At 64.5% G+C, this 24,035-nt stretch carries 16 protein-coding genes; 5 read left to right on the top strand and 11 right to left on the bottom strand.

What is annotated here, in order from left to right:
• Nucleotides 1–8: 8 nt before the first annotated feature.
• The 7 genes from PVZ78_RS16535 to PVZ78_RS16505 form a co-directional block, all read right to left on the bottom strand.
• Nucleotides 9–2,726, bottom strand: coding sequence for a nitrate reductase (locus PVZ78_RS16535; RefSeq protein WP_273828962.1), 2,718 nt, complete (start codon nucleotides 2,724–2,726; stop codon nucleotides 9–11).
• A complete protein-coding gene (nirD, locus tag PVZ78_RS16530) occupies nucleotides 2,726–3,043 on the bottom strand; it encodes a nitrite reductase small subunit NirD (protein ID WP_009047906.1) in 318 nt (105 codons plus the stop codon). Before nirD ends, PVZ78_RS16535 begins: the two co-directional genes overlap by 1 nt.
• Nucleotides 3,040–5,493, bottom strand: a complete 2,454-nt coding sequence (gene nirB / locus PVZ78_RS16525; RefSeq protein WP_273828961.1) for a nitrite reductase large subunit NirB — start codon at nucleotides 5,491–5,493, stop codon at nucleotides 3,040–3,042. The genes nirD and nirB overlap by 4 nt, the downstream gene beginning before the upstream one ends.
• Before the next feature lie 461 nt (nucleotides 5,494–5,954).
• Nucleotides 5,955–7,625: a bifunctional protein-serine/threonine kinase/phosphatase gene (locus PVZ78_RS16520; protein ID WP_038631177.1), complete on the bottom strand. Its 1,671-nt coding sequence runs from the start codon at nucleotides 7,623–7,625 to the stop codon at nucleotides 5,955–5,957.
• 7 nt (nucleotides 7,626–7,632) lie between these two features.
• Nucleotides 7,633–8,844 carry a nitrate/nitrite transporter gene (locus PVZ78_RS16515; RefSeq protein ID WP_273828960.1) on the bottom strand — a complete coding sequence of 404 codons (1,212 nt, stop codon included), beginning with the start codon at nucleotides 8,842–8,844 and terminating at the stop codon, nucleotides 7,633–7,635.
• Nucleotides 8,845–9,177: 333 nt separating this feature from the next.
• On the bottom strand, nucleotides 9,178–9,753 hold the full coding sequence (locus PVZ78_RS16510; protein WP_007932173.1) for an ANTAR domain-containing response regulator: 576 nt from the start codon (nucleotides 9,751–9,753) through the stop codon (nucleotides 9,178–9,180).
• Between the two features lie 15 nt (nucleotides 9,754–9,768).
• Entirely contained in the window at nucleotides 9,769–10,980 is a 1,212-nt protein-coding gene (locus tag PVZ78_RS16505) for a CmpA/NrtA family ABC transporter substrate-binding protein (RefSeq protein ID WP_110176059.1), read from the bottom strand.
• Between the two features lie 254 nt (nucleotides 10,981–11,234).
• On the opposite strand from PVZ78_RS16505, the gene PVZ78_RS16500 reads away from it, so the two are divergent.
• Nucleotides 11,235–12,254, top strand: coding sequence for a quinone-dependent dihydroorotate dehydrogenase (locus PVZ78_RS16500; protein ID WP_009047911.1), 1,020 nt, complete (start codon nucleotides 11,235–11,237; stop codon nucleotides 12,252–12,254).
• A gap of 128 nt (nucleotides 12,255–12,382) precedes the next feature.
• Here the strand turns inward: PVZ78_RS16500 and rmf are convergent, their stop codons facing one another.
• The gene (gene rmf, locus PVZ78_RS16495; RefSeq protein WP_002553055.1) at nucleotides 12,383–12,598 is read right to left on the bottom strand and encodes a ribosome modulation factor; all 216 of its coding nucleotides are present in this window, start codon (nucleotides 12,596–12,598) and stop codon (nucleotides 12,383–12,385) included.
• Nucleotides 12,599–13,154: 556 nt separating this feature from the next.
• On the opposite strand from rmf, the gene rlmKL reads away from it, so the two are divergent.
• Together rlmKL and PVZ78_RS16485 are read left to right on the top strand one after the other, a co-directional pair.
• Nucleotides 13,155–15,425: a bifunctional 23S rRNA (guanine(2069)-N(7))-methyltransferase RlmK/23S rRNA (guanine(2445)-N(2))-methyltransferase RlmL gene (gene rlmKL / locus PVZ78_RS16490; RefSeq protein WP_273828959.1), complete on the top strand. Its 2,271-nt coding sequence runs from the start codon at nucleotides 13,155–13,157 to the stop codon at nucleotides 15,423–15,425.
• Between the two features lie 126 nt (nucleotides 15,426–15,551).
• Complete coding sequence (locus PVZ78_RS16485) at nucleotides 15,552–17,951, top strand: sensor domain-containing diguanylate cyclase (RefSeq protein WP_273828958.1); 2,400 nt, start codon at nucleotides 15,552–15,554, stop codon at nucleotides 17,949–17,951.
• Between the two features lie 60 nt (nucleotides 17,952–18,011).
• Here the strand turns inward: PVZ78_RS16485 and dacB are convergent, their stop codons facing one another.
• Nucleotides 18,012–19,472, bottom strand: a complete 1,461-nt coding sequence (dacB, locus tag PVZ78_RS16480; RefSeq protein WP_028682010.1) for a D-alanyl-D-alanine carboxypeptidase/D-alanyl-D-alanine endopeptidase — start codon at nucleotides 19,470–19,472, stop codon at nucleotides 18,012–18,014.
• Between the two features lie 233 nt (nucleotides 19,473–19,705).
• Between dacB and PVZ78_RS16475 the strand changes: the two genes are divergently transcribed.
• Nucleotides 19,706–20,050: a YggL family protein gene (locus tag PVZ78_RS16475; protein ID WP_007932191.1), complete on the top strand. Its 345-nt coding sequence runs from the start codon at nucleotides 19,706–19,708 to the stop codon at nucleotides 20,048–20,050.
• 240 nt (nucleotides 20,051–20,290) lie between these two features.
• On the opposite strand, the gene PVZ78_RS16470 is transcribed toward PVZ78_RS16475, so the two are convergent.
• Nucleotides 20,291–21,481 carry a benzoate/H(+) symporter BenE family transporter gene (locus PVZ78_RS16470; RefSeq protein WP_009047915.1) on the bottom strand — a complete coding sequence of 397 codons (1,191 nt, stop codon included), beginning with the start codon at nucleotides 21,479–21,481 and terminating at the stop codon, nucleotides 20,291–20,293.
• A gap of 299 nt (nucleotides 21,482–21,780) precedes the next feature.
• On the opposite strand from PVZ78_RS16470, the gene PVZ78_RS16465 reads away from it, so the two are divergent.
• Complete coding sequence (locus PVZ78_RS16465; protein ID WP_007932193.1) at nucleotides 21,781–22,545, top strand: GntR family transcriptional regulator; 765 nt, start codon at nucleotides 21,781–21,783, stop codon at nucleotides 22,543–22,545.
• A 177-nt stretch (nucleotides 22,546–22,722) separates the two neighbouring features.
• Here the strand turns inward: PVZ78_RS16465 and guaD are convergent, their stop codons facing one another.
• Nucleotides 22,723–24,027 carry a guanine deaminase gene (gene guaD / locus PVZ78_RS16460; RefSeq protein ID WP_028682012.1) on the bottom strand — a complete coding sequence of 435 codons (1,305 nt, stop codon included), beginning with the start codon at nucleotides 24,025–24,027 and terminating at the stop codon, nucleotides 22,723–22,725.
• Between the last annotated feature and the right edge of the window lie 8 nt (nucleotides 24,028–24,035).

Raw genomic sequence — 24,035 nt, 5'->3', positions numbered from 1 at the left:
TTGTTTCCTCACAGGGGGATTGCGACGGGCTGTGCCGAGCTGGCCAGCAGACGTTTGATTTCGGGGACGCAGGAGCCGCATTGAGTGCCGCAGCCCAGTTCCTGTTTCAGGCCATCGAGGTCCAGGCCGCGGGAGATCCCGGCACAGACTGCGCTCTGGCTGACGTTCTTGCAGTTGCACAAGGTCTTGCCACTCGCGGCGATCAGCCCGGCGGCCCCCGGTGGCGCGCTCATTGGCGCCAGCAGCCAGCGACGCAGTTGCTCATCGGCCTTGCCTTCCAGCCACAGGTTCTGCAGCCAGTGCTGGGCCAGGGTTTCACCGGCCAGGCGAATGGCGGTGATCCGTCCCTGTTCGATACGTACCCGCTTGCCGATGGAGCGCCGCGGATCGTCATAGGCCAGTACCGGGCCTTCGTTGAGCCCCAGCAACTGGTCGATGTCCTTGAGCAACTGCGCTGCCGGCGCCTCGGCATTGGCCACCCGCAGCAGCAGGGCCGGGCGTTCGCGACCGGCCAGGCTCAGGCTGACGTAGGCGAAGCTTTCGCAGAGCGGGCGCAAGGCTTCGAAATGCCGCTGCACGTCGCCTTCGATCAGGGCGAACAGCTGCCACGGCAGCTGGACTGGCTCCAGGCGCACGCCGCTGTGCTTGAGTTCCGGCTGTTTGGACAGCGGGTCGAACGCCGGCTGGGTCACGGCATTGACGCCACCCTTGAGGAACCGGTCGCCCCAATGCATCGGCAGAAAAGCCTGGCCCGGGCGCACGCTGTCGTCATCCGCCACGGCGACTATCACGCTGCCGCGCCGGCTTTTCAGCGACACCAGATCACCCGCCTGCAGGTTCTGCCGGCGCAGTTCGTCCGGGTGCAGGCTGAGAACTGCTTCGCTGACGTGCCCGAACAGCTGGGCCGCGGTGCCGGTACGGCTCATGCCATGCCATTGATCGCGCAGGCGGCCGGTGATCAGGGTCAGGGGGAAGCGTGCATCACGTTGTTCCTTGGCCGCGCGATACGGGTCGCTGACGAAGTGTGCCCGCCCGCTGGCGGTCGGGAAGCGGCCGTCAACGTACAGCCGCGTTGTCCCTTGTTCGGCACCGGCGGGGAAGGGCCATTGCTGCGGACCCAGTTGGTCGATCAGCGCGTGACTGATGCCGGAAAGGTCCAGGTCGCGGCCGCGGGTCAGCAGTTTGTACTCATCGAACAGCTGGGCAGGCGTATCCAGGGCGAACAGGCTGGGCTGTTGCGGGCGCAGGCGCTGTTCCAGGCGCCGGGCAAAGTCCAGGGTGATGGCCCAGTCCGGGCGTGCTTCGCCCGGCGCGGCCACGGCGCGGCGCACATGGGAGATGCGCCGTTCCGAGTTGGTCACGCTGCCTTCCTTCTCGCCCCAACTGGCGGCGGGCAGCAGCAGGTCGGCAAAGGCCGCGGTCTCGGTGGTGCGAAAGGCTTCCTGCAGGACCACGAACGGACAGGCCAGCAAGGCCTCTCGTACCGCGTTCTGGTCGGGCAGCGACTGCGCCGGGTTGGTGCAGGCGATCCACAGTGCCTTGATCTTGCCGCCGCGCAGTTGTTCGAACAGCTCGATCGCGGTCAGGCCAGGGGTGGCCGGCAATTGCTCGACGCCCCAATAGGCCGCGACTTCAGCCCGATGCTCCGGGTTGGCCGCCTCCCGGTGCCCTGGCAGCAGGTTCGACAGGCTGCCGGTTTCCCGACCACCCATGGCATTCGGCTGGCCGGTGAGGGAGAAGGGGCCGGCCCCAGGGCGACCGATCTGCCCGGTGGCCAGGTGCAGGTTGATCAACGCGCTGTTTTTCGCGCTGCCGGCACTGGACTGGTTCAGCCCCATGCACCACAGCGACAGGAAGCTCGGCGAGGTGCCGACCCATTCGGCACACTGGCGCAGTTGCTCGACGCTGATGCCGCACAGCTGCGCGACCATATGCGGGGTGTAGTCGTGGACCAGGTTCTTCAGCTCGGCCAGGCCTTCGGTATGCGCCTGGATGAAGTCACGGTCGATCCAGTCCTGCCACAGCAGCAGATGCAGGATCCCGTGGAACAGCGCGACATCGGTGCCGGGCAGGATCGCCAGGTGCAGGTCGGCCAGGTCGCAAGTGTCGGTGCGCCGTGGGTCGATGACGATCACCTTCATCTGCGGCCGCAGGCGTTTGGCCTGTTCCAGGCGGCGGAACAGCACCGGATGGGCGTAGGCCATGTTGCTGCCGACGATCATCACGCAGTCGCTCAGCTCGAGGTCTTCGTAGCTGCAGGGCGGGGCGTCGGCGCCCAGGCTGCGTTTGTAGCCGACCACCGCCGAGGACATGCACAGCCGCGAATTGCTGTCGATGTTGTTGGTGCCCACCAGGGCCCGGGCCAGCTTGTTGAAGGCGTAGTAGTCCTCGGTGAGCAATTGCCCGGAGATATAGAAGGCCACGCTGTCCGGGCCGTGTTCGGCGATGGTTTCGGCAAATACGTTGGCCGCGTGCTCCAGCGCGGTGTCCCAGTCGGTGCGGCTGCGCGCCAGGGCCTTGCCCAGGCGCAACTCCGGGTACAGGGCGCGGGCTGCGAGGTCGCCGGTCAGGTGCAGGGTGGAACCCTTGCTGCATAGTTTGCCGTGGTTGGCCGGGTGGCTCGGGTCGCCACTGACGCCGAGGATGCGTTCGCCGTCGTGCTCGATCAGCACGCCACAGCCAACGCCGCAGTAACAGCAGGTCGAGGCGGTCGTCTGGCGGTTCATCAGCCGGCATCCCGCAGGGCCAGCAGCACGCGGCCGTTTTCCACCCGCGCCAGGTGGTGATGGGCGCAACCGATATCCGGTGCCTGCGCTTCTCCGGATTCCAGGTCGATCTGCCAGTTGTGCAGCGGGCAGGCGACCTTCTTGCCGTAGATCAGCCCCTGGGACAGCGGTCCGCCCTTGTGCGGGCAACGATCGTCGAGGGCGAAGACTTCGTCGTCGCTGGTGCGGAAGATCGCGATGTCGCCCTTGGGGCCGTTGACGATGCGCGAGCCCAGGGCATTGATCTCGTCCAGGGCGCAGATATCCAGCCAGTTCATAGCGGCACCTCCAGTTGCTTGACGCGGATCGGCTCGAACTCTTTTTTCAGCAGCGGCTGTTCCAGGCGCTCCTTCCACGGGTCCTGTTCGAACGACAGGGCGAACTGCAGGCGCTCGTTGAGGGCCTTGCGCCGTTGCGGGTCTTCGATGATGGCTTGCTTGATGTGCGCCATGCCGACCCGTTGCAGGTAGTGCACGGTGCGCTCCAGGTAGAAGGCTTCCTCGCGGTACAGTTGCAGGAAGGCGCCGTTGTATTCGCGTACCTCGTCGGCTGTTTTCAGCTTGACGAAGAATTCCGCGACCTCGGTCTTGATCCCGCCATTGCCGCCGATGTACATCTCCCAGCCCGATTCGACGCCGATGATGCCGACGTCCTTGATCCCGGCCTCGGCGCAGTTGCGCGGGCAACCGGAGACCGCCAGCTTGACCTTGTGCGGCGACCACATGTTGAACAGGTCGTGCTCCAGTTCGATGCCCAGCTGAGTGGAGTTCTGCGTGCCGAAGCGGCAGAACTCGCTGCCGACGCAGGTTTTCACGGTGCGGATGGACTTGCCGTAAGCATGGCCGGAAGGCATGTCCAGGTCCTTCCAGACCCCGGGCAAATCCTGCTTCTTGATGCCCAAAAGGTCGATGCGCTGGCCGCCGGTGACCTTGACCATCGGCACCTGGTACTTGTCCGCCACGTCCGCGATGCGCCGCAGTTCGGAGGGGGTGGTGACGCCGCCCCACATCCGCGGCACCACCGAATAGGTGCCGTCTTTCTGGATGTTGGCGTGGGCCCGTTCGTTGATCAGCCGCGATTGCGGATCGTCCTTGGCCTCGCCCGGCCAGGTGGAAATCAGGTAGTAGTTCAGCGCCGGGCGGCAGGTGGCGCAGCCGTTGGGCGTGCGCCAGTTCAGGTAGCTCATGGTGCCGGCGATGGTCAGCAGGTGCTGTTCGCGGATCGCCCGGCGGATCTGCCCGTGGTTGAGGTCGCTGCAACCGCAAATGGCTTTCTCGCTTTTCGGCTTGACGTCGGCCGCGCCACCTACGGTGTTGATCAGGATCTGTTCCACCAGGCCGGCGCAGGAGCCGCAGGAGCTGGCGGCCTTGGTGTGCTTCTTGACCTCATCGACGCTGAACAGGCCATGCTCCTGGATCGCCTTGACGATGGTGCCCTTGCACACGCCGTTGCAGCCGCAGACTTCGGCACTGTCGGCCATGCTCATGGCCTTGTCCTGGCCCTGGTGGCCGACATCGCCCAGGGCGTTCTCGCCGAACATCAGGTGGTCGCGGATCTCGCCGATGACGTGGTTCTCGCGGATCTGCCGGAAGTACCAGCCGCCGTCGGCAGTGTCGCCGTACAGGCAGGCGCCGACCAGGACGTCGTCCTTGATCACCAGCTTCTTGTACACGCCGCCGATGGGGTCGGAGAGAGTGATGGTCTCGGTGCCTTCGCCGCCCATGAAGTCGCCGGCGGAGAACAGGTCGATGCCGGTGACTTTCAACTTGGTCGAGGTCACCGAACCCTGGTAGCGGGCGAAGCCCAGTTGCGCCAAGTGGTTGGCGCAGACCTTGGCCTGTTCGAACAATGGCGCCACCAGGCCGTAGGCGATACCGCGGTGGCTGGCGCATTCGCCGATGGCATAGATGCGCGGGTCGTAGGTCTGCAGGGTGTCGTTGACCAGGATCCCGCGGCTGCACGGCAGGCCGGCTTTTTCCGCCAGCTCGGTATTGGGCCGAATGCCGGCGGCCATCACCACCAGGTCGGCGGGGATGATGTCGCCGTTCTTGAATTGCACCGACCCGACCCGGCCATTGCCTGAGTCATGCAGGGCCTGGGTCTGTTCGCTCAGGCGGAATTTCAGGCCGCGACTTTCCAGGGCGGTTTGCAGCAGTTGGCCGCTGGTCTTGTCCAGCTGGCGCTCCAGCAGCCATTCGCCGATGTGCACCACAGTCACATCCATGCCGCGCAGCATCAGGCCGTTGGCGGCTTCCAGGCCGAGCAGGCCGCCACCGATGACCACCGCGTGCTTGTGGGTCTTGGCGGTGTCGATCATCGCCTGGGTGTCGGCGATATCGCGGTAGCCGATCACGCCCTGCAGGTCGTTGCCGGGAATCGGCAGGATGAACGGAGTCGAGCCGGTGGCGATCAGCAGGCGATCGTATTCGGCTTCGCTGCCGTCTTCGGCGATCACCCGGCGCTTGACCCGGTCGATCTCCACCACCTTGCGGTTGAGCAGCAGCTTGATGTTGTTGTCCAGGTACCAGCTCAGGTCGTTGAGCACGATCTCTTCGAAGGTCTGTTCGCCGGCCAGTACCGGGGAGAGCAGGATGCGGTTGTAGTTGGTGTGGGGTTCCGCGCCGAAGACCGTGATGTCGTACAGTTCATTGCTCAGCTTGAGCAGCTCTTCCAGGGTGCGTACCCCGGCCATGCCGTTGCCGATCATCACCAGCTTGAGTTTCTTCATTTCGCTCTCCGCGTAGACAGGCCGTCGGGCATGCCGGCCTGGCTCGATAAACGTTGCGCAAACAAAAAAGGCGTCCCGCCAGTTGCCTGGCAGGACGCCTTTGTCCGGTCCCGTTCTCTCGGGAAAACCCATCCTTCGTCGTTGAAGGCCGGGTCGTATGTGCTGTTGGGAGAGTTAATGCAGTGGTTGTGCCAAGTTCCGCCAAGCGCGGTTTTAGCGGGGCTGAAAGCCTGCCTCAGGCCCGGGAGGGGGATTTTCTGCACCGAATCAAAGCGTCTTGCCCGTTTCTGGAGCAACCTGTAGCCGCTGCCGAGCCCCGGCGAGACTGCGATCGGGGCGCAGCCCCGTAAAACTGATAGCTCGGTGTGCCTGACCTGCACGGTCGCCTGGCTTGGCGCCCGCTACGCGGTCGAGCGCAGCCTCGCCGGGGCTCGACAGCGGCTACAGGGTTATAGTCGCTATCAGTGATGCAGGAACAGGTACAACAACAGCAGGTTGAGCAGCAGCGAGACCAGCGCCAGGGTGCGCCAGACCTTCAAGGGCTCGCGTTCCAGCAGTGGCCTGGGGCGCACGCTGAGGCTGCGGCGTTCGCCCTGTTCCAGCAGCAGCAACCACTCTTCGGCGGTTTCATAGCGTTGGGCCGGATCGGCCTGTACCGCGCGCTCCAGGCTCTGTTCGAGCCAGTCCGGCAGGTCCGGGCGATAGCGGCTGGCGCTGACCGGGGTGGTGAAGCGCGGGCGCTGGAAGGCTTCGATTTCACCGTAGGGAAAATGCCCGGTCAGCAAGTGGTAGAGGGTCACGCCCACTGCGTACAGGTCCTGGCGCGGTGTCGGCGCCACGCCGGTGAAAGCCTCCGGGGCGATATAGCTCGGGGTGCCGGGCAGCAGGTGCGCCTGATCCTCGGACAGGCCGGGGCAATAGGCCAGGCCGAAGTCCAGCAGGCGCAGTTCGCCGTCGTCGCCGAGCAGCAGGTTTTCCGGCTTGATGTCGCGGTGCAGGATCTGCCGGCGGTGCAGCAGGCCCACGGCCCGCAACAGACGCTCAGCCAGGTCCTGCCACTGCGCCAGCGGCAAGGGGCCATGCTGTTGCAGATAATCGGCCAGGGTCTGCCCCGGGTATTCGCGCATCACGTAATACAGATGCTGGCGGGCGGTCGCGGCATGCACTTCGGGAAAGTGCCGTCCAGCCACCCGCCGCAGGAACCATTCCTCTGACAGCAGCGCTTGCCCGGCCTGGTGATCGTCGTGCAGATGGCCGGGCAGGGTTTTCAGCAGCCAGGGTTGTTGTTGCGCATCGAGTACGCGGTACAGCAGGGATTGCTGGCTCTGCCCGACCACCTCGGCGACCTGCCAGCCTTCGAAGTGCTGGCCCGGCTTGAGGGGCGGCGGCAGAGGCCATTGCTGCAAGTGAATCAGGGCGTCGCCAATGGAGCTTTCGCCCAAGGCTTCGACCCGCACCAGCAGGGCGCTGGCATTGTCCTGGCTGCCGGCCAGGTGCGCGGCGCTGACCAGGGTCTGCACCGCACTGTCGAGGTCGGGCTGGTCGCGCAGGATCGCAGCGATGGCGGTGTCGCCCAGGGTGGCCCAGACCCCGTCGCTGAGCATCAGGAAGCTTTCGTTTTCCCGCAGCTCACCGTCGAGGAAGTCCACCACCAGGTGCTGGTCCAGGCCCAGGGCACGCTTGAGCACGTGCTGCATGCCGGGCTGGTCCCAGACGTGATCGTCGCTGATGCGCTGCAACTGATCGGCGTGCCAGCGATAGACCCGGCAATCGCCGACATGGGCCAGGGTAAAGCGCCGGCCGCGCAGCACCAGGGCGCTGACGGTGGTCAGCAGCGGCTGGCCGCCGCCGTTGGCCTGCAGCCAGCGGTTCTGCGCCAGCAGCAGGCGCTCCAGGGCCTGGGCCACGGCCCAGGTTTCCGGGGTGGCGTAGTAGTCCAGCGCCAGCGCCTGCAAGGTCGAGCGCGCGGCCAGGCCGCCGTCGGCGCATTGGCTGACGCCGTCGGCGATGGCGAACAGCAGGCCCTTGCTGGCGGCCAGGGTCGGCGCCGGGGTAACCAGGCGCAAGGCGTCCTGGTTCTCCGCGCGCGGCCCGATGGCGCTGGCCTGGGCGTGGCTCAGTCGCAGGCTCATGGACGGCTCAGACCCGGGCCGCGGTGACGGCGGCGGAGCCCCAGGTGGTCCGCCAGCGGCGTTTCACCCCGTGCAGGCCGAACCAGGCCAGTATGCCCAGGCTGGCGAACAGCCACAGCGCCAGCTGATAGCTGCCGGTGCTTTGCTTGATCGCGCCCATGCCCGCGGCCAGGGCGAAACCACCGATGCCGCCGGCCATGCCGATCAGCCCGGTCATCACCCCGATCTCGCGGCGGAAGCGTTGTGGCACCAGCTGGAACACCGCGCCGTTACCCGCACCGAGGCCGAGCATGGTGCACACGAACAGGGCCAGGGCCGCGTAGGAGCTGGGCAGGTTGAAACCGACCGCGGCGATGCACACTGCCGCGACGCTGTACATCACCAGCAGGGTGCGAATGCCGCCGAAACGATCGGCCAGCGCGCCACCCAGCGGCCGCATCAGGCTGCCACCGAACACGCAGGCGGCGGTGTAGTAGCCGGCGGTGACCGGGCTCAGGCCGTACTGGTCGTTGAAGTAGCCGGGCAGGGCACTGGCCAGGCCGATGAAGCCGCCGAAGGTCACGCTGTAGAAGAACATGAACCACCAGCTGTCGTGGTCGCCCAGGGCCTTGAAGTAGTCGGCCATGGATTTGGCCTTGGGCCGTTCCGGGGCGTTCTTGGCCAGCCAGGCGAACAGCACCAGAGTCAGGACCAGCGGGATCAGGGCGAAGCCGAACACGTTGCTCCAGCCGAAGGCGCCGGCCAGCAAGGGGGCGAACAGGGCCGCGAATACCGTGCCGGAGTTGCCGGCCCCGGCGATGCCCATCGCCTTGCCCTGATGTTGCGGTGGATACCATTGCGAGGCCAGCGGCAGGGCCACGGCGAACGAGGCGCCGGCCATGCCCAGGAACAGCCCCAGCAGCAGGGCCTGTTCATAGCTGTGGATGCCCAGCTTCCAGGCGCAGAACAGCGCGCCGATGACGATCACCTGGCCGATCAGCCCGGCGGTCTTGGGGGACAGGCGATCGGCCAGCAGGCCCATGGCGAAGCGCAGCACGGCGCCAGCCAGGATCGGCGTGGCCACCATCAGCCCGCGCTGCTGGGTGGTCAGTTGCAGGTCGGCGGCGATCTGCACGGCCAGCGGGCCGAGCAGGTACCAGACCATGAAGCTCAGGTCGAAGTAGAGGAAGGCCGCGAACAGTGTCGGGGTGTGGCCGGATTTCCAGAAGCTTGAATTCATCGCGCACCTCAGCTGTAAAGAGTCTCGAAAGGAGTCATGAGCTTTTGCGTGGGGCGCCATTACGGCCGCTCCACCGGCCCCGGGCTGTGGGGCCAAAACGAAAAAACGCCGCAACCCGCATCGCCTGGGGCGAGAAGGGTGTGCGACGTCTTTGTCGTAGGTGGGGCAACCGCCGTTGGTTACCTGTGTCGATTACATAGCCAGATCTGTGCCAAGAGTTGCAGTCCTGCTGTCCCTGATCGCGGGCAAGCCTCGCGCCTGCGGAAACTCACGGTCTTCTTCCGTAGGAGCGAGGCTTGCCCGCGATAGGCCGCCGCACCGCAGCCGTGGGATTCAGCCCAGCAACTCGCTCATGGCGATGATCTGCTCCGCCACCTGGATCAGCTTCTGCTGCCGGCTCATGGCCTGGCGGCGCATCAGGGTGTAGGCCTGTTCTTCGTTGCAGTCTTTCATCTTCATCAACAGGCCCTTGGCCAGCTCGATGCGCTTGCGCTCGGCCAGTTGCTGGTCGCGGGCCTGCAGTTGCGCGCGCAGGGCCTGGTCGCTCTCGAAGCGGGCCATGGCCACATCGAGAATGGGCTGCAGGCGCTGGGCCTGGATGCCTTCGACTATGTAGGCACTGACCCCGGACTTGATGGCGTGGCGCATCACGTCGGGGTCGTGCTCGTCGGTGAACATCACGATCGGCCGTGGCTGGTCGCGGCTGACCAGCACCACTTGCTCCATCACATCGCGGCTCGGTGATTCGGTATCGATCAGGATCACGTCCGGACGCACCGTTTCGACGCGCGTCGGCAGGTCGATGGTCAGCCCCGACTCGTCGATCACCTCGAAACCGGCTTCCATCAGGGCCGCCTTGAGCCGACCGACCTTCTTGGCGGTGTCGTTGATCAGCAGGATACGCAACATGGTCTCGGGCTCCTGTCAGCGGCTGGCGAGAAGAGGCGAGCTGTCGCTCATGGCGTGCAGCTGGAAGCTGCGGGCATAGGCGGCCGGGTCCGACCCATCCCACCGCTTGCCGTCGATCAACTGGCTGCTGCGCATGTCCTGGCCCCGGGACGCGACACCGACGGCGGTGGCGGCTTGACGATAAAGCTCGAGTTGCTGCACCTGACGCGCGATGCCCAGGTAGTCCGGGTCTTCGCGCAGCAGGCCCCAGCGGCGGAACTGGGTCATGAACCACATGCCGTCCGACAGATACGGCAGGTTGACCGCGCCTTCATTATGAAAGCGTAGCGCGTGCGGGTCCTGCCAGCGGTTGCCGAGGCCGTCGGCATACTCGCCGAGCAGGCGCGGCTCGATGCAGCCCAGCGGCGCATCGAGGTACTCGCGGGCGCTCAGCAGTTGCGCGGTGCTCTGGCGGTTTTCGCGGCTCTGCTCGATGAAGCGGCTGGCCTCGAGGATCGCCATCACCAGCGCGCGCGCGGTGTTCGGGTACTGCTCGACAAAGGCGCGGGTGCAGCCGAGGACTTTTTCCGGGTGGTCGGGCCAGATCGCCTGGCTGGTGGCCAGGGTGAAGCCCAGGTTCTGGTTCACCGCGCTGGCGCTCCAGGGTTCGCCCACGCAAAAACCGTCGATGCGCCCCGCCTGCAGGTGCGCGACCATTTGCGGTGGCGGCACCACCACGCTGTCGACGTCCTGCAACGGGTGGATACCCTGGGCGGCCAGCCAGTAATACAGCCACATGGCGTGGGTGCCGGTGGGGAAGGTCTGGGCGAAGGTCAGTCTTGCCCGGCTTTGGTGCACGTGTCGGTCCAACGCTTCAGGACTGGTCACGTTCAGTGCCTGCAGCTCCCGCGAGAGGTTGATGCTCTGGCCGTTCTGGTTCAGGCCCATCAGCACCGCCATGTCGTTGGCGTTGACCCCGCCGATACCCAGGTGCACGGCGTAGATCAGGCCGTACAGGCTGTGGGCGGCATCCAGCTCGCCGCTCACCAGCTTGTCCCGCAGGTTGGCCCAGGACGCCTGGCGCTTGAGGTTCAGGGTCAGGCCGTAAGGCTGGGCGAAGCCCTGGGTGGCGGCGACCACCACCGAGGCGCAGTCGCTCAAGGCCATGAAACCGAGGTTGATCGCGGTCTTTTCCGGGGCGTCGCTGCCGTTGACCCAGGCCAGCGGGCTGACGGGGAGTTCATTCATGGGGTGGCGTCCTCCATAAAAAAGCGGCCATAAAAAGCTTCCATAAAAAAACGTCGCACCCGCGCCAGGCAGAGCCGGCGGGGTAACGACGCCTTTGTCTTTCGACCCACGCCGCCATTGGCCTGGGTGCTGATGCAGCTTGTGGTGCAAGGCATATGCCATCCACCGCTGATTTCGCCGCGTGCCTCGCCTGCGAGCCCCATGCCCGGCTATAATCGCCGCCTCATTTCGCCGCCACCGAGTCAAGCCCGCCCATGTATACCCTGGCCCGCCAGCTGTTGTTCAAACTCTCCCCGGAAACCTCCCACGATCTGTCCCTGGACCTGATCGGCGCGGGCGGGCGTTTGGGCCTCAATGGCTTGCTGTGCAAGGCGCCGGCGCAGATGCCGGTGAAGGTCATGGGCCTGGACTTCCCGAACCCGGTCGGCCTCGCGGCCGGCCTGGACAAGAACGGCGCGGCCATCGACGGTTTTGCCCAATTGGGTTTCGGCTTCGTCGAAATCGGCACCATCACCCCGCGCCCGCAGCCGGGCAACCCCAAGCCACGGATCTTCCGCCTGCCGGAAGCCGAAGCGATCATCAACCGCATGGGCTTCAACAACCTGGGTGTCGATCATTTGCTGGCCCGGGTGGCGGCGGCCAAATACAAGGGCGTGCTGGGGATCAACATCGGCAAGAACTTCGACACCCCGGTCGAGCGCGCGGTGGATGACTACCTGATCTGCCTGGACAAGGTGTATGCCCACGCCAGCTATGTGACGGTCAACGTCAGTTCGCCCAACACCCCGGGCCTGCGCAGCCTGCAGTTCGGCGAGTCGCTCAAGCAGTTGCTCGGCGCCCTCAGCCAGCGTCAGCAGGAGCTGGCGGTGCAGCATGGCAAGCGGGTGCCGCTGGCGATCAAGATCGCCCCGGACATGACCGACGAAGAAACCGCCGAAGTGGCGCAGGCGCTGATCGAAACCGGGATGGACGCGGTCATCGCCACCAACACCACCCTGAGCCGCGTCGGCGTCGAAGGCATGGAGCATGGCGACGAGGCGGGCGGCCTGTCCGGCGCGCCGGTGCGCGACAAGAGCACCCACACCGTGAAGGTGCTGGCGGGCGAGCTGGCCGGGCGTTTGCCGATCATCGCGGTAGGCGGTATCACCGAAGGCAAGCATGCGGCGGAAAAGATCGCCGCCGGCGCCAGCCTGGTGCAGCTGTATTCGGGCTTCATCTACAAGGGCCCGGCGCTGATTCGCGAGTCGGTGGACGCGATCGCGGCGTTGCGCTGAGTTTTTTGCGCGGCCAATAAAAAGGGCTCCTGAAAGGAGCCCCTGGGCCGCAGCCCGCCGTCCGGATGGGACGTGCGTGGTTAAGTCGTTACGTATTCAGATTTTGGTGTCGGAATGTGTGCCCTGTTTTAGCCGACGGCGTGAAGTTCGTTGAGTCTGTGGATTCCCGCAGTGCCGGTCATACCGTCCCAGTTGTCGCCGCGTCCTTCGCGCCAGCCATTGATCCAGGCTTGGCGTACCGACGGTAGAGTAAATGGGCAAAGCTCACGGGACTTGCCATGAACGCCATACTGATATCCGCGCAAAAATGCTCTTTCCAACGGATCACGCTTAAGTCTTCTCATAGGGTGTTTCCCTCACTTGTTGACTGTCTTATGTCCCGTCGGCCTCGTTTGAGGCCGGGCAGATTGCTTCTGCCGTTGGTGCTCGCTGCCGGCGTCGCGAGCGTGGTGTTGGCGTCGTTGCGGCGCCAACCTGAGTTGATTTCTAACCAATGCGTCACAGCGTGGGAATGATCGTTTTGTCATAAGGACGTAACGATAATGATGCTAAGGCCATAAGAACGGCCTGCTTTACCTCGGCTCAGTCAGGCAAACCTCGCTCTGATCAGCCTCTTACTGGATGATGGGCTTAATGCTTTAGTGAGAATTCCACTCCGTTGCACTCAGGTATTATTCGATGAAAGGTCGAGTTATGACCTTTTGTTTCACTGACTTATTTATCTGCCCCGGCATCTAAGCTCTTTTGGCCCCCGTGGTCACCGCTAGCGGCGAGCTGAACAGCAGGGGCGGGACGGCACAGATTCGTGCCACGCGAGCGCTCTTCAAGAAAAGCGCTTGATTGAAAACCGGGCGGACGATGCGTTGTCCGTTCACTTATTGCTAAAGGCCCTGAACTCCCATGTCGGATCGCTACGAACTCTTCCTCACCTGTCCCAAAGGCCTTGAAGGCCTGCTCATCGAGGAAGCCGCCGGGCTTGGCCTTGAAGACGCGCGCGAACATACCTCGGCCGTGCGCGGCATGGCCGACATGGAGACCGCCTACCGCCTGTGCCTCTGGTCGCGCCTGGCCAACCGGGTACTGCTGGTGCTCAAGCGCTTCCCGATGAAGGACGCCGAAGACCTCTACCACGGCGTGCATGACGTCGACTGGCAGGACCACATGCTGGCGGACGGCACCCTGGCGGTGGAGTTCAGCGGCCACGGCTCGGGCATCGACAACACCCACTTCGGCGCCTTGAAGGTCAAGGATGCCATCGTCGACCGGCTGCGCACGCCGACTGGTGAGCGTCCCTCCATCGACAAGCTCAACCCGGACCTGCGCATTCACCTGCGCCTGGACCGCGGCGAAGCCATCCTCTCCCTCGACCTGTCCGGCCACAGCCTGCACCAGCGCGGCTATCGCCTGCAGCAGGGCGCGGCACCGCTGAAGGAAAACCTCGCGGCGGCGATCCTGATCCGTTCCGGCTGGCCACGTATCGCGGCCAATGGCGGCGCCCTGGCCGACCCGATGTGCGGCGTGGGCACCTTCCTGGTCGAGGCGGCGATGATCGCCGCCGACATCGCCCCCAACCTCAAGCGCGAGCAATGGGGTTTCACCGCCTGGCTCGGTCACGTCCCGGCCCTGTGGCGCAAGCTGCACGAAGAAGCCCAGGCGCGGGCCCAGGCTGGCCTGGCCAAGCCGCCGCTGTGGATTCGCGGTTACGAAGCCGACCCACGGCTGATCCAGCCAGGGCGCAACAACGTCGAGCGCGCCGGCCTCAGTGAGTGGATCAAGATCTACCAGGGCGAAGTGGCGACCTTCGAGCCGCGCCCGGACCAGAACCAGAAAGGCCTGGTGATCAGCAACCCGCCCTACGGCGAGCGCCTGGGTGACGAAGCCAGCCTGCTGTATCTCTACCAGAATCTCGGCGAGCGCCTGCGCCAGGCTTGCCTGGGCTGGGAGGCGGCGGTGTTCACCGGCGCGCCGGACCTGGGCAAGCGCATGGGCATCCGCAGCCACAAGCAGTATTCGTTCTGGAACGGCGCCTTGCCGTGCAAGCTGCTGCTGATCAAGGTGCAGCCGGATCAGTTCGTCACCGGTGAGCGTCGTACCCCGGAGCAGCGGCAGATCGAGCGTGAACAGGCCGAGGCCGACAAGGCGCCGCTGGTTCCGCAGGAGCGCCAGTACAACAAGAACGGCAACCCGATCAAGCCGGCGCCGGCGCCAGCCCCCGTGGTCGAGCAGGCGCGCCTGAGCGAAGGCGGGCAGATGTTCGCCAACCGCCTGCAGAAGAACCTCAAGGTGCTGGGCAAGTGGGCCAAGCGCGAAGGCGTCGAGTGCTATCGCGTCTACGATGCCGACATGCCGGAATACTCCCTGGCCATCGACCTGTACCACGACTGGGTGCACGTGCAGGAATACGCCGCGCCGAAATCCATCGACCCGGAAAAGGCCCAGGCCCGTCTGTTCGATGCCCTGGCGGCGATTCCGCAGGCGTTGAACGTCGACAAGAGCCGGGTGGTGATCAAGCGTCGCGAGCGCCAGAGCGGCACCAGGCAGTACGAACGCCAGAGCGCCCAGGGCAAGTTCACCGAAGTCAGCGAAGGCGGCGTGAAGCTGCTGGTCAACCTCACCGACTATCTCGACACCGGGCTGTTCCTCGACCACCGGCCGATGCGCCTGCGGATTCAGAAAGAAGCCGCCGGCAAGCGTTTCCTCAACCTGTTCTGCTACACCGCCACCGCCAGTGTGCACGCGGCCAAGGGCGGGGCGCGCAGCACCACCAGCGTCGACCTGTCGAAGACCTACCTGGACTGGGCGCGGCGCAACCTGTCGCTCAACGGTTTTTCCGACAAGAACCGTCTGGAGCAGGGCGATGTCATGGCCTGGCTGGAGACCTGCCGCGATGAGTTCGACCTGATCTTCATCGACCCGCCGACCTTCTCCAACTCCAAGCGCATGGAAGGGGTGTTCGACGTGCAGCGTGACCACGTGCAACTGCTCGACCTGGCCATGGCCCGGTTGGCCAGCGGTGGCGTGCTGTATTTCTCCAACAACTTCCGCAAGTTCCAGCTCGAGGAAAACCTGGCGGCGCGCTACTCCGTCGAGGAGATCACCGCCAAGACCATCGACCCGGATTTTGCCCGTAACGGCAAGATCCACCGGGCCTGGAAAATCACCGCCCGCTGACGTTGATTGGATCCACAGAGCCTTGATTTTCAAGGCTCTTTGCTCTAGCCAAATTAGTGGCGAATAGCTATAACTCAATGCAAGCCCATGTGACGCTCATGTTCGCTGGCGTTATGAGTTTTGCTTATGTCGTTGCACTCGGTACGCCCGAAAATCTTGGGCTTCATCAGCGAAGACGTGTCGGCCTGGCTGGTCGCGCTACTGGTATTGCTGTTTGGCTGTGTATTGACCGGGCTGCTGGCCTGGTCGACCCTCAATCTGTATCAGCAGCAGTTGCGCCAACGCTTCCAGCTGTTGGCCAGCGAACGTTATAGCCGCATCGAAGAGCGCTTCGAAGACCAGGAGCAGCGCCTGGATGGTCTCAAGCGCTTCTTCATCAATTCCGGTACGGTCTCGCGCCAGGACTTCGACGGTTACACCAAACCTCTCTTGCATCGGACCCAGGCCTACGCCTGGGCGCCGCGCGTCAGCCGCGCCGAGCGTGCGTCGTTCGAGCGCATGGCGCAGGAGCAGGGGGCGCCGGATTATTTCATCGCCGACCTGAATGCCGAGGGCAAGCTGCAGCGAGCCGCCGAGCGCGATGAGTACATACCGGTGCTCTACAGCCAGACCCAAAGCCCGCTGGGCTCGCCCCTGGGGTTCGACCTGCTGGCCCAGCCGATGCGTCGCGATACCCTCGAACGGGCGCGGCAGCGCGGGGGCGTGGCGGTTTCGCAGCCGGTGCGCTTGGTCGGAGTCGAGCCTTCCTACGCGCGTGGCATCATCCTGGCGACTCCGGTCAGCCTGCGCGCCGATGTGGCCCTGTCGACCCCCGAGCCATACGGTTATGTGATCGCGGTGATCAGCATGCGCCAGCTGGTGGTCGATGGCCTGCCCGAGCAGAGCCAGGACAACCTGTTCGTGCAGATCATCGACCTGTCGACCGCCGAGTCGTACGGCAAGCTCTATGAATCGAGCAACGGCCCGGGGGACAGCCCGCTGGCGGTGAGCCGGGTGCTGAGCCTGGCTGATCATGATTACCAGGTGAACATCCGCCCCAGCGCGGTGTTCCTCCAGGCCAACCATTCTTCGGTGTCCAGCCAGGTGATCCTCGGCACGCTGCTCAGCCTGCTGCTCAGCGCCTTGCTGTATGTCCTGGTCAGCCAGCGGCAGCGCGCGCTGCGGCTGGTGGAACAGCGCACCGAGGAGCTGCGGGTCCGGGAGCAGGAATTGCGCGGCACCCATGGGCAGCTGCGCAGCGTGCTCAATGCGGCGACCCAGGTAGCGATCATCGCCACGGACCTGCGGGGTGTGATCAGCACCTTCAATGCCGGCGCCGAACATATGCTCGGCTACAACAGCGCCGAGGTGGTGGGCCACCTGACCCTGGAAAGCCTGCACCTGCCCGCGGAGCTGAATGCGCGCGCGCAAGCCCTCAGCCAGCGTTACGGCCGGCAGATCCCGATGTGCCAGGCGATGCTGGTGGACGGTTCCGAAGAGCGTGGCGAGGAAACCCGCGAGTGGACCCTGGTGCGCCGCGATGGCAGCCATCTGGTGGTGAACATGCTGGCCACCCCGGTCCTGGACGATCACGGTTTATGGGTCGGGCACCTGGCCGTCTGCATCGACATCACCGAACGCAAGCGGGTCCACGAGGCGCTGGCGGCCCGCGATCGCCTGCTGAAGAAACTCAGCGCCCATGTGCCCGGCGCTATCTACCAATTCCAGGTGGATGCCGAAGGCCATTCCAGCTTCAGCTACGTCAGTGACGGCATCCGCGACATCTACGAGATCGATCCGCAGCAGTTGCAGCGCGATGCCAACCCGGTGTTCGAGCGTATTCACCCGGACGATGTGGCCCGGGTGCGTGGCTCGATCTGGACCTCGGCACGCAACCTCAGCCCCTGGCGCGAGGAGTATCGGGTGCAGCTGCCACAGCGCGGCCTGCGCTGGGTGCGTGGCGAGGCGACCCCGGAAAAGCTGGCGGGGGGTGGAGTGCTGTGGCATGGCTATCTGTCGGACATCTCCGACCTCAAGCGGGTCGAGGAGGAGTTGCGGGCGCTGTCGGTCACCGACTCCCTGACCGGCATCCACAACCGCCGCTATTTCCAGGAGCGCCTGCAGACGGAAATGGCGCGGGTCGAGCGCGGGGTGGGCAATCTGGCGGTGATCATGCTGGATATCGACCACTTCAAGCGGATCAACGACCAGCATGGGCATGCCATCGGCGACATGGTGCTGCGCGGTGTCTGTGAGCGCATCAGCCTTCGTCTGCGGCGCACGGATGTGTTTTGCCGCTTGGGCGGCGAAGAATTCATGGTGCTGTGCCCGGACACCGATGGCCAGCAGGCCTATGTCCTGGCCGAGGAGCTGTGGCGCGGGCTGCGCAGCTCGCCGATCGATGGCGTGGGCATTGTCACGGCCAGTTTCGGCATCGCCAGCTGGCGGGAGCACGAAGGGGCCGACGGGCTGTTGCTGCGGGCGGATTCCGGGGTCTATGCGGCCAAGCAGGCAGGGCGCGACCGGGTCCAGGCCGAGATGGCTTGAGGCGAGTGGGGCAGAGGAGCGAGGTGGCGCGGGGTTGCCGCGCCACCTGCAAGTGACGGCTTACAGGGTCGAAGCGGTGTCTGCCAGTTTCGGCTGGCGATACAGATCCAGCAGCACCTGGTCGAGCACCGAGGACGCGCCCCATGGCTTAGGATCGTTGAGGATCGCCACCACGGCCCAGGTGTTGCCGTTGCTGTCGCGGCTGTAGCCGGCGATGGCGCGCACGGTGTTCAGGGTCCCGGTCTTCACATGGGCTTCACCGGACATGGCGGTGCGCTTCAGGCGCTTGCGCATGGTGCCGTCCATGCCGGCGATCGGCATCGAACTGATGAACTCCGCCGAGTACGGGCTTCTCCAGGCCGCTTGCAGCATGGAGGCCATTTCGCGGGCGCTGACCCGTTCGGCACGGGACAAGCCCGAACCGTTCTCCATCACCAGATGCGGCGCGGTGATGCCTTTCTTGGCCAGCCACTGACGCACCACTCGTTGCGCTGCCTTGGCATCGTCGCCATCGGCTTCGGTGCGGTATTGCGCGCCGAGGCTGAGGAACAGCTGCTGGGCCATGGTGTTGTTACTGTATTTGTTGATGTCGCGGATGATTTCCGCCAGGTCCGGCGAGAAGGCCCGGGCCAGCACCTTGGCGCTGGATGGCACGGCGGCCAGGCGGTCCTTGCCCTGGATGCTGCCGCCCAGTTCCTTCCAGATGGCGCGTACGGCGCCGGCGGTGTAGGTCGCGTGGTCAAGCAGCGACAGGTAGGTCTGCGAGCTGCAGCCGTCGCCCAACTGGCCGTTGACGGTCACGGTGACGCCGCCGTCCGCCTGCGGGACCGGGTTGTAGCGAACGTTGCCGGTGCACTGTTTACCGCCGACGGCCTTGACCTGATTGTCGATGCGAATGCTGGCAATCGGCGGTTCGACGGAAATCAGCACCTTGCCCGAGTCATTGCGCGCCACGAAGCGCAGGGCCTTGAGGTTGACCAGCAGCGAGTCGGGCTTGACCAGGAACGGCTTGTTCTCGTCATTGCCGTCGTCGTTGAACTGCGGCAGTTGCGGCTGCACGAAGAAGTTGCGGTCCAGCACCAGGTCGCCGGTCACTTGCTGCACGCCGTTGGCCCGCAGGTCGCGCATCAGCAACCAGAGTTTTTCCATGTTCAGCTTGGGGTCGCCGCCGCCCTTGAGGTACAGGTTGCCATTGAGGATGCCGCCGCTCAGGGTGCCGTCGGTATAGAACTCGGTTTTCCACTGGTGGGTCGGGCCGAGCATTTCCAGGGCGGCGTAGGTGGTGACCAGTTTCATGGTGGAGGCCGGGTTGACCGACACGTCGGCGTTGTAGATCGTGGCCGTGCCCGGGCCGTTGAGCGGGATCATCACCAGCGACAGGGCGTTGTCTTGCAGTTTGCTGGCCTTGAGGGCCTGTTGAACCTTGGGCGAAAGGGTGGTGTTGACGGGGGCTGCGGAAACGGAAATGGCCAGGGGCAGAAGAAGACCGGCAAGAAAAAGTGGGCGCAAAGATTTGATCATGTGAAGTAAAACCCTACAGCCGAGGGGAGAAAAGACGAGGGCATGACGATAAATTCCCTCAGTGGTCACGAAAGTGTCGGCATTATGCCCCAAGGTATAGCGGCTTGTGCCGTGCCGCGTCGGGCGAATCCGCTATTTTTTTCCCAATGGCCGGCCAAGGCCCTCATAGAGTCAGGCAATCGGTTGCTTAAACTGGTAAAGTGCCGCCCGTTATTACTTATGAGGATTGTTCCATGGCCACTAACCGTTCCCGCCGTCTGCGCAAAAAACTGTGCGTAGATGAATTTCAGGAGCTGGGTTTTGAGCTGAACCTGGATTTCAAAGAAGATCTGGCCGAAGAGGCTATTGACGCTTTCCTCGACGCGTTCCTCAAAGAAGCGATGGAAGCCAACGGCCTCGGCTATGTTGGTGGCGATGACTTCGGCCTGGTTTGCCTGAGCAAACGCGGTTCGGTCAGCGAAGAGCAACGTGCCAAGGTCGAAGCCTGGCTCAAGGCCCGCACCGAGCTGACCAGCGTTGAAGTCAGCCCGCTGCTGGACGTCTGGTACCCGGAAAACTCGATCAATCCGGTAGCCTGATGTGCTGAGTCGTGAGTCGGTGGCCCGTCCGGGCTACCGGCTCACGGCTGTCGCTGTACAGCCTTCATCTATTTATTCCCCCCGCAGAACCTTTATATGCCTCGGGCCTGTTTCCCGGGATTTCGCGTGGGCAGGTTGTAGCCGCTGCCGTAGGCTGCGATAAGCCCGAAGGGCTTCAGCGATCCTGAGGCCTTGCGCACCCTTCGGTCGCGATCGCAGCCTGCGGCAGCGGCCACAGGCTTATTCGTTGTTCCAGTTCAGGATCACCAGGGTCAGCACGCCGGCCACGATTCCCCAGAACGCCGAGCCGACGGAAAACAGGGTCAGGCCCGAGGCCGTCACCATAAAGGTGATCAACGCTGCCTCGCGCTCCTTCACCTGGCTCATGGCGATGCTCAGGCCGTTGATGATCGAGCCGAACAGCGCCAGGGCGGCGATCGACAGCACCAGCTCCTTGGGCAGTGCCGCGAACAAGGCCGCCAGGGTGGCGCCGAAGATCCCGGCGATGCCATAGAAAATCCCGCACCAGACCGCCGCGGTGTAGCGCTTGTTGCGGTCCTCGTGGGCATGGGGGCCGGTGCAGATCGCCGCGCTGATGGCCGCCAGGTTGATGCCGTGGGAGCCGAATGGCGCCAGCAGCAGGGAGGCGATACCGGTGGTGGTGACCAGCGGCGAGGCGGGCACGTTGTAGCCGTCGGCGCGCAGCACCGCGACCCCGGGCATGTTCTGCGAGGTCATGGCCACCACGAACAGCGGGATGCCGATGCTGATGGTCGCCGCCAGGGAGAAGTGCGGAGTGGTCCACACCGGTGTGGCGACTTCCAGGTGGAACTGGCTGAAGTCCAGCAGGCCCATCACGCCGGCCAGCGCGGTGCCGATCAACAGCGCGGCGAGCACCGCGTAGCGTGGTGACAGGCGCTTGACCAGCAAGTAGCTGAAGAACATGCCCAGCACCAGGCCAGTGCGGTGCTGCGCCGCGACGAAGATCTCGCTGCCGATCTTGAACAGGATGCCCGCCAGTAGCGCCGCGGCGAGCGAGGCCGGAATGCGCTTGACCAGGCGTTCGAAGCTGCCGGTCAGGCCGCAGATGGTCACCAGCACCGCGCAGGTGATATAGGCGCCGATGGCTTCGCCGTAGCTCACCCCGGACAGGCTGGTGATCAACAGCGCGGCGCCGGGGGTCGACCAGGCGACGGTGATCGGGGTGCGGTAGCGCAAGGACAGGCCGATGCTGCACACGGCCATGCCGATGGAGATGGCCCAGATCCAGGAGGAAATCTGCCCGCTGGTCAGCCCGGCGGCCTGTCCGGCCTGGAACATCAGCACCAGGGAGCTGGTGTAGCCGGTCATCATGGCGATGAAGCCGGCGACTACGGCCGAGGGCGAAGTATCGGCCAGGGGACGTAACGGCGCGAGGGAGGCGTCGGACATGGAGCACTGTTCCTTGTTCTGATGAAGATATCTGCCACCCGAAAGCCCGGTGCAGGGGCGTTGGGTGGCGAAAGCAGGGGCCAAGCCTAAACGTAAAAGTAACCATTCATTGCAATACAGCCAGGGCGGCAAATGGCCGTACAGTCGTTGCGACAGCCCGTGGACCATAGAGTTATTGCGAATAAACCCTATGGGTTGTGTACAATGTGCCATTGTTTTTACGCGATACTTGTCAGCGACCCACTGTGCCGTATTACAGTCACGGTCAATTCGCCGCAGTTCTCCCGACTCGAGTGCCCATGAACGAACAGTTGCAACCCCTCAAGAAACAACCGCGAGCAGGCAAGGCCGGTCGCAGCGGGACCCAGGACGATATTGTCTACGCGCATATCTTCGAGGCCATCCTCGAACAGCGCCTGGCGCCCGGCACCAAGTTGAGCGAAGAGGCGCTGGGGGAAATTTTCGGGGTCAGCCGCACTATCATTCGTCGGGCGCTGTCGCGCCTGGCCCATGAAGGCGTGGTGCTGCTGCGGCCCAATCGCGGCGCGGTCGTGGCCAGCCCGAGTGTCGAGGAAGCCCGCCAGGTGTTCATGGCGCGCCGGCTGGTGGAGCGGGCGATCACCGAACTGGCGGTGCAGCATGCCACGGCCGAGCAGCTTGCCGAGCTGCGGCAGATGGTCAACGACGAGCGCGACAGCTTCTCCCGCGGCGATCGCGGCGCCGGTATCCGCTTGTCGGGCGAGTTCCACCTGAAGCTTGCCGAAGCGGCGAAGAATGCCCCGCTGATCAGCTTCCAGCGCAGCCTGGTGTCGCAGACATCGCTGATCATCGCCCAGTATGAAAGCGGCAACCGCTCGCACTGTTCCTACGACGAGCACACCCAGTTGATCGACGCCATCGAGGCCCGCGACGCGGAGCTGGCGGTGACCCTGATGATGCATCACATGGATCACATCGACAGCAAGCTCAACCTCGACGAAGAAAGCGCCTCGGACGACCTGCACGCGGTGTTCTCGCACCTGCTGCAAACCAAGAAGCCGGGCCGTTCTCCCGCCAAGCTGTAACGCCATCTCTCTGTAGGAGCGAGCTTGCTCGCGATAGCCGCGAAGCGGCGACCTGTCTGCCAAGACGCGTCATCGTTGGCGATCTTTTCGCGAGCAAGCTCGCTCCTACAGGGTTTACAGCAGGTAAAAAAATCCCCCGCCCCAGAATCTGAGGCGGGGGATTTTTCGTTTTCGGGATTAGCGCTGGTGCACCAGATTACCCGCGGCATAGGTCTGCGCCACGGTGCGGTCGTCGCCCAGGGTCATCAGCACGAACAGGGTCTCGGCGATGCTCTTGGACTGCTTCAGGCGATAGCTCAGCAGCGGCGTGGCGTTGTAGTCGAGCACCAGGAAGTCGGCGTCGGTGCCCGGCTGCAAGGTGCCGATCCGCTCTTCCAGGCGCAGTGCGCGGGCGCCGCCGAGGGTGGCCAGGTACAGCGACTTGAACGGGCTCAGGCGCGCGCCCTGCAGTTGCATGACCTTGTAGGCTTCGTTCAGGGTCTGCAGCAGCGAGAAGCTGGTGCCACCGCCGACGTCGGTACCGAGGCCGACATTCAGTTTGTGTTTCTCGGCCATCGGCAGGTTGAACAGGCCGCTGCCGAGGAACAGGTTCGAGGTCGGGCAGAAGGCCACGGCCGAACCGGTCTGCGCCAGGCGCGCGCATTCGTCGTCGCACAGGTGCACGCCGTGGGCGAACACCGAGCGTTCGCCCAGCAATTGGTAGTGGTCGTACACATCCAGGTAGCCCTTGCGCTCCGGGAACAGCTCCTTGACCCATTCGACTTCCTGCAGGTTCTCGCTGATGTGGGTCTGCATGTACAGGTCGGGGTACTCACCGAGCAACTGGCCGGCGAGGGTCAGTTGTTCCGGGGTGCTGGTCGGGGCGAAACGTGGTGTCACCGCGTAGTGCAGGCGACCCTTGCCATGCCAGCGCTCGATCAGTGCCTTGCTTTCCAGGTAGCTGGATTCGGCGGTGTCGGTCAGGTAGTCGGGAGCGTTGCGGTCCATCATCACCTTGCCGGCGATCATCCGCAGATCGAGCTTTTCGGCCGCTGCGAAAAAGGCATTCACCGATTGCGGATGCACGCTGCCGAAGACCAGGGCGGTGGTGGTGCCGTTGCGCAGCAGCTCCTTGATGAAAATCTCCGCCACTTCCTCGGCATGGGCCCGGTCGGCGAACTGGCTTTCGCAAGGAAAGGTGTAGGTGTTGAGCCAGTCCAGCAACTGCTCGCCGTAGGCACCGACCATACCGGTCTGCGGCAGGTGGATATGGGTGTCGATAAAGCCTGGGGTGATCAGCGCATCCTTGTAGTGAGTGATCTCGGTATCGGCGGGCAAACTGGCGAGCAATTCGCTGGCGTGGCCGAGGGCACTGATCTGGCCATTGTCGACCACCAGCAGGCCATCCTCGAAGTACTCGTAGGAGGCTTCGATGCCGACCTCGGCGGGGTCGGCGATGCTGTGCAGGATGGCGGCACGGTAGGCTTTGCGAGTCAGAGGCATGAGGCAGT

The sequence above is a fragment of the Pseudomonas sp. SBT1-2 genome (genome assembly GCF_028640875.1).
GTDB lineage: Bacteria > Pseudomonadota > Gammaproteobacteria > Pseudomonadales > Pseudomonadaceae > Aquipseudomonas > Aquipseudomonas chlororaphis_I.
The sequence above is the reverse complement of the archived record's forward strand: the minus strand, read 5'-3'. Positions and strand labels throughout refer to the sequence as shown.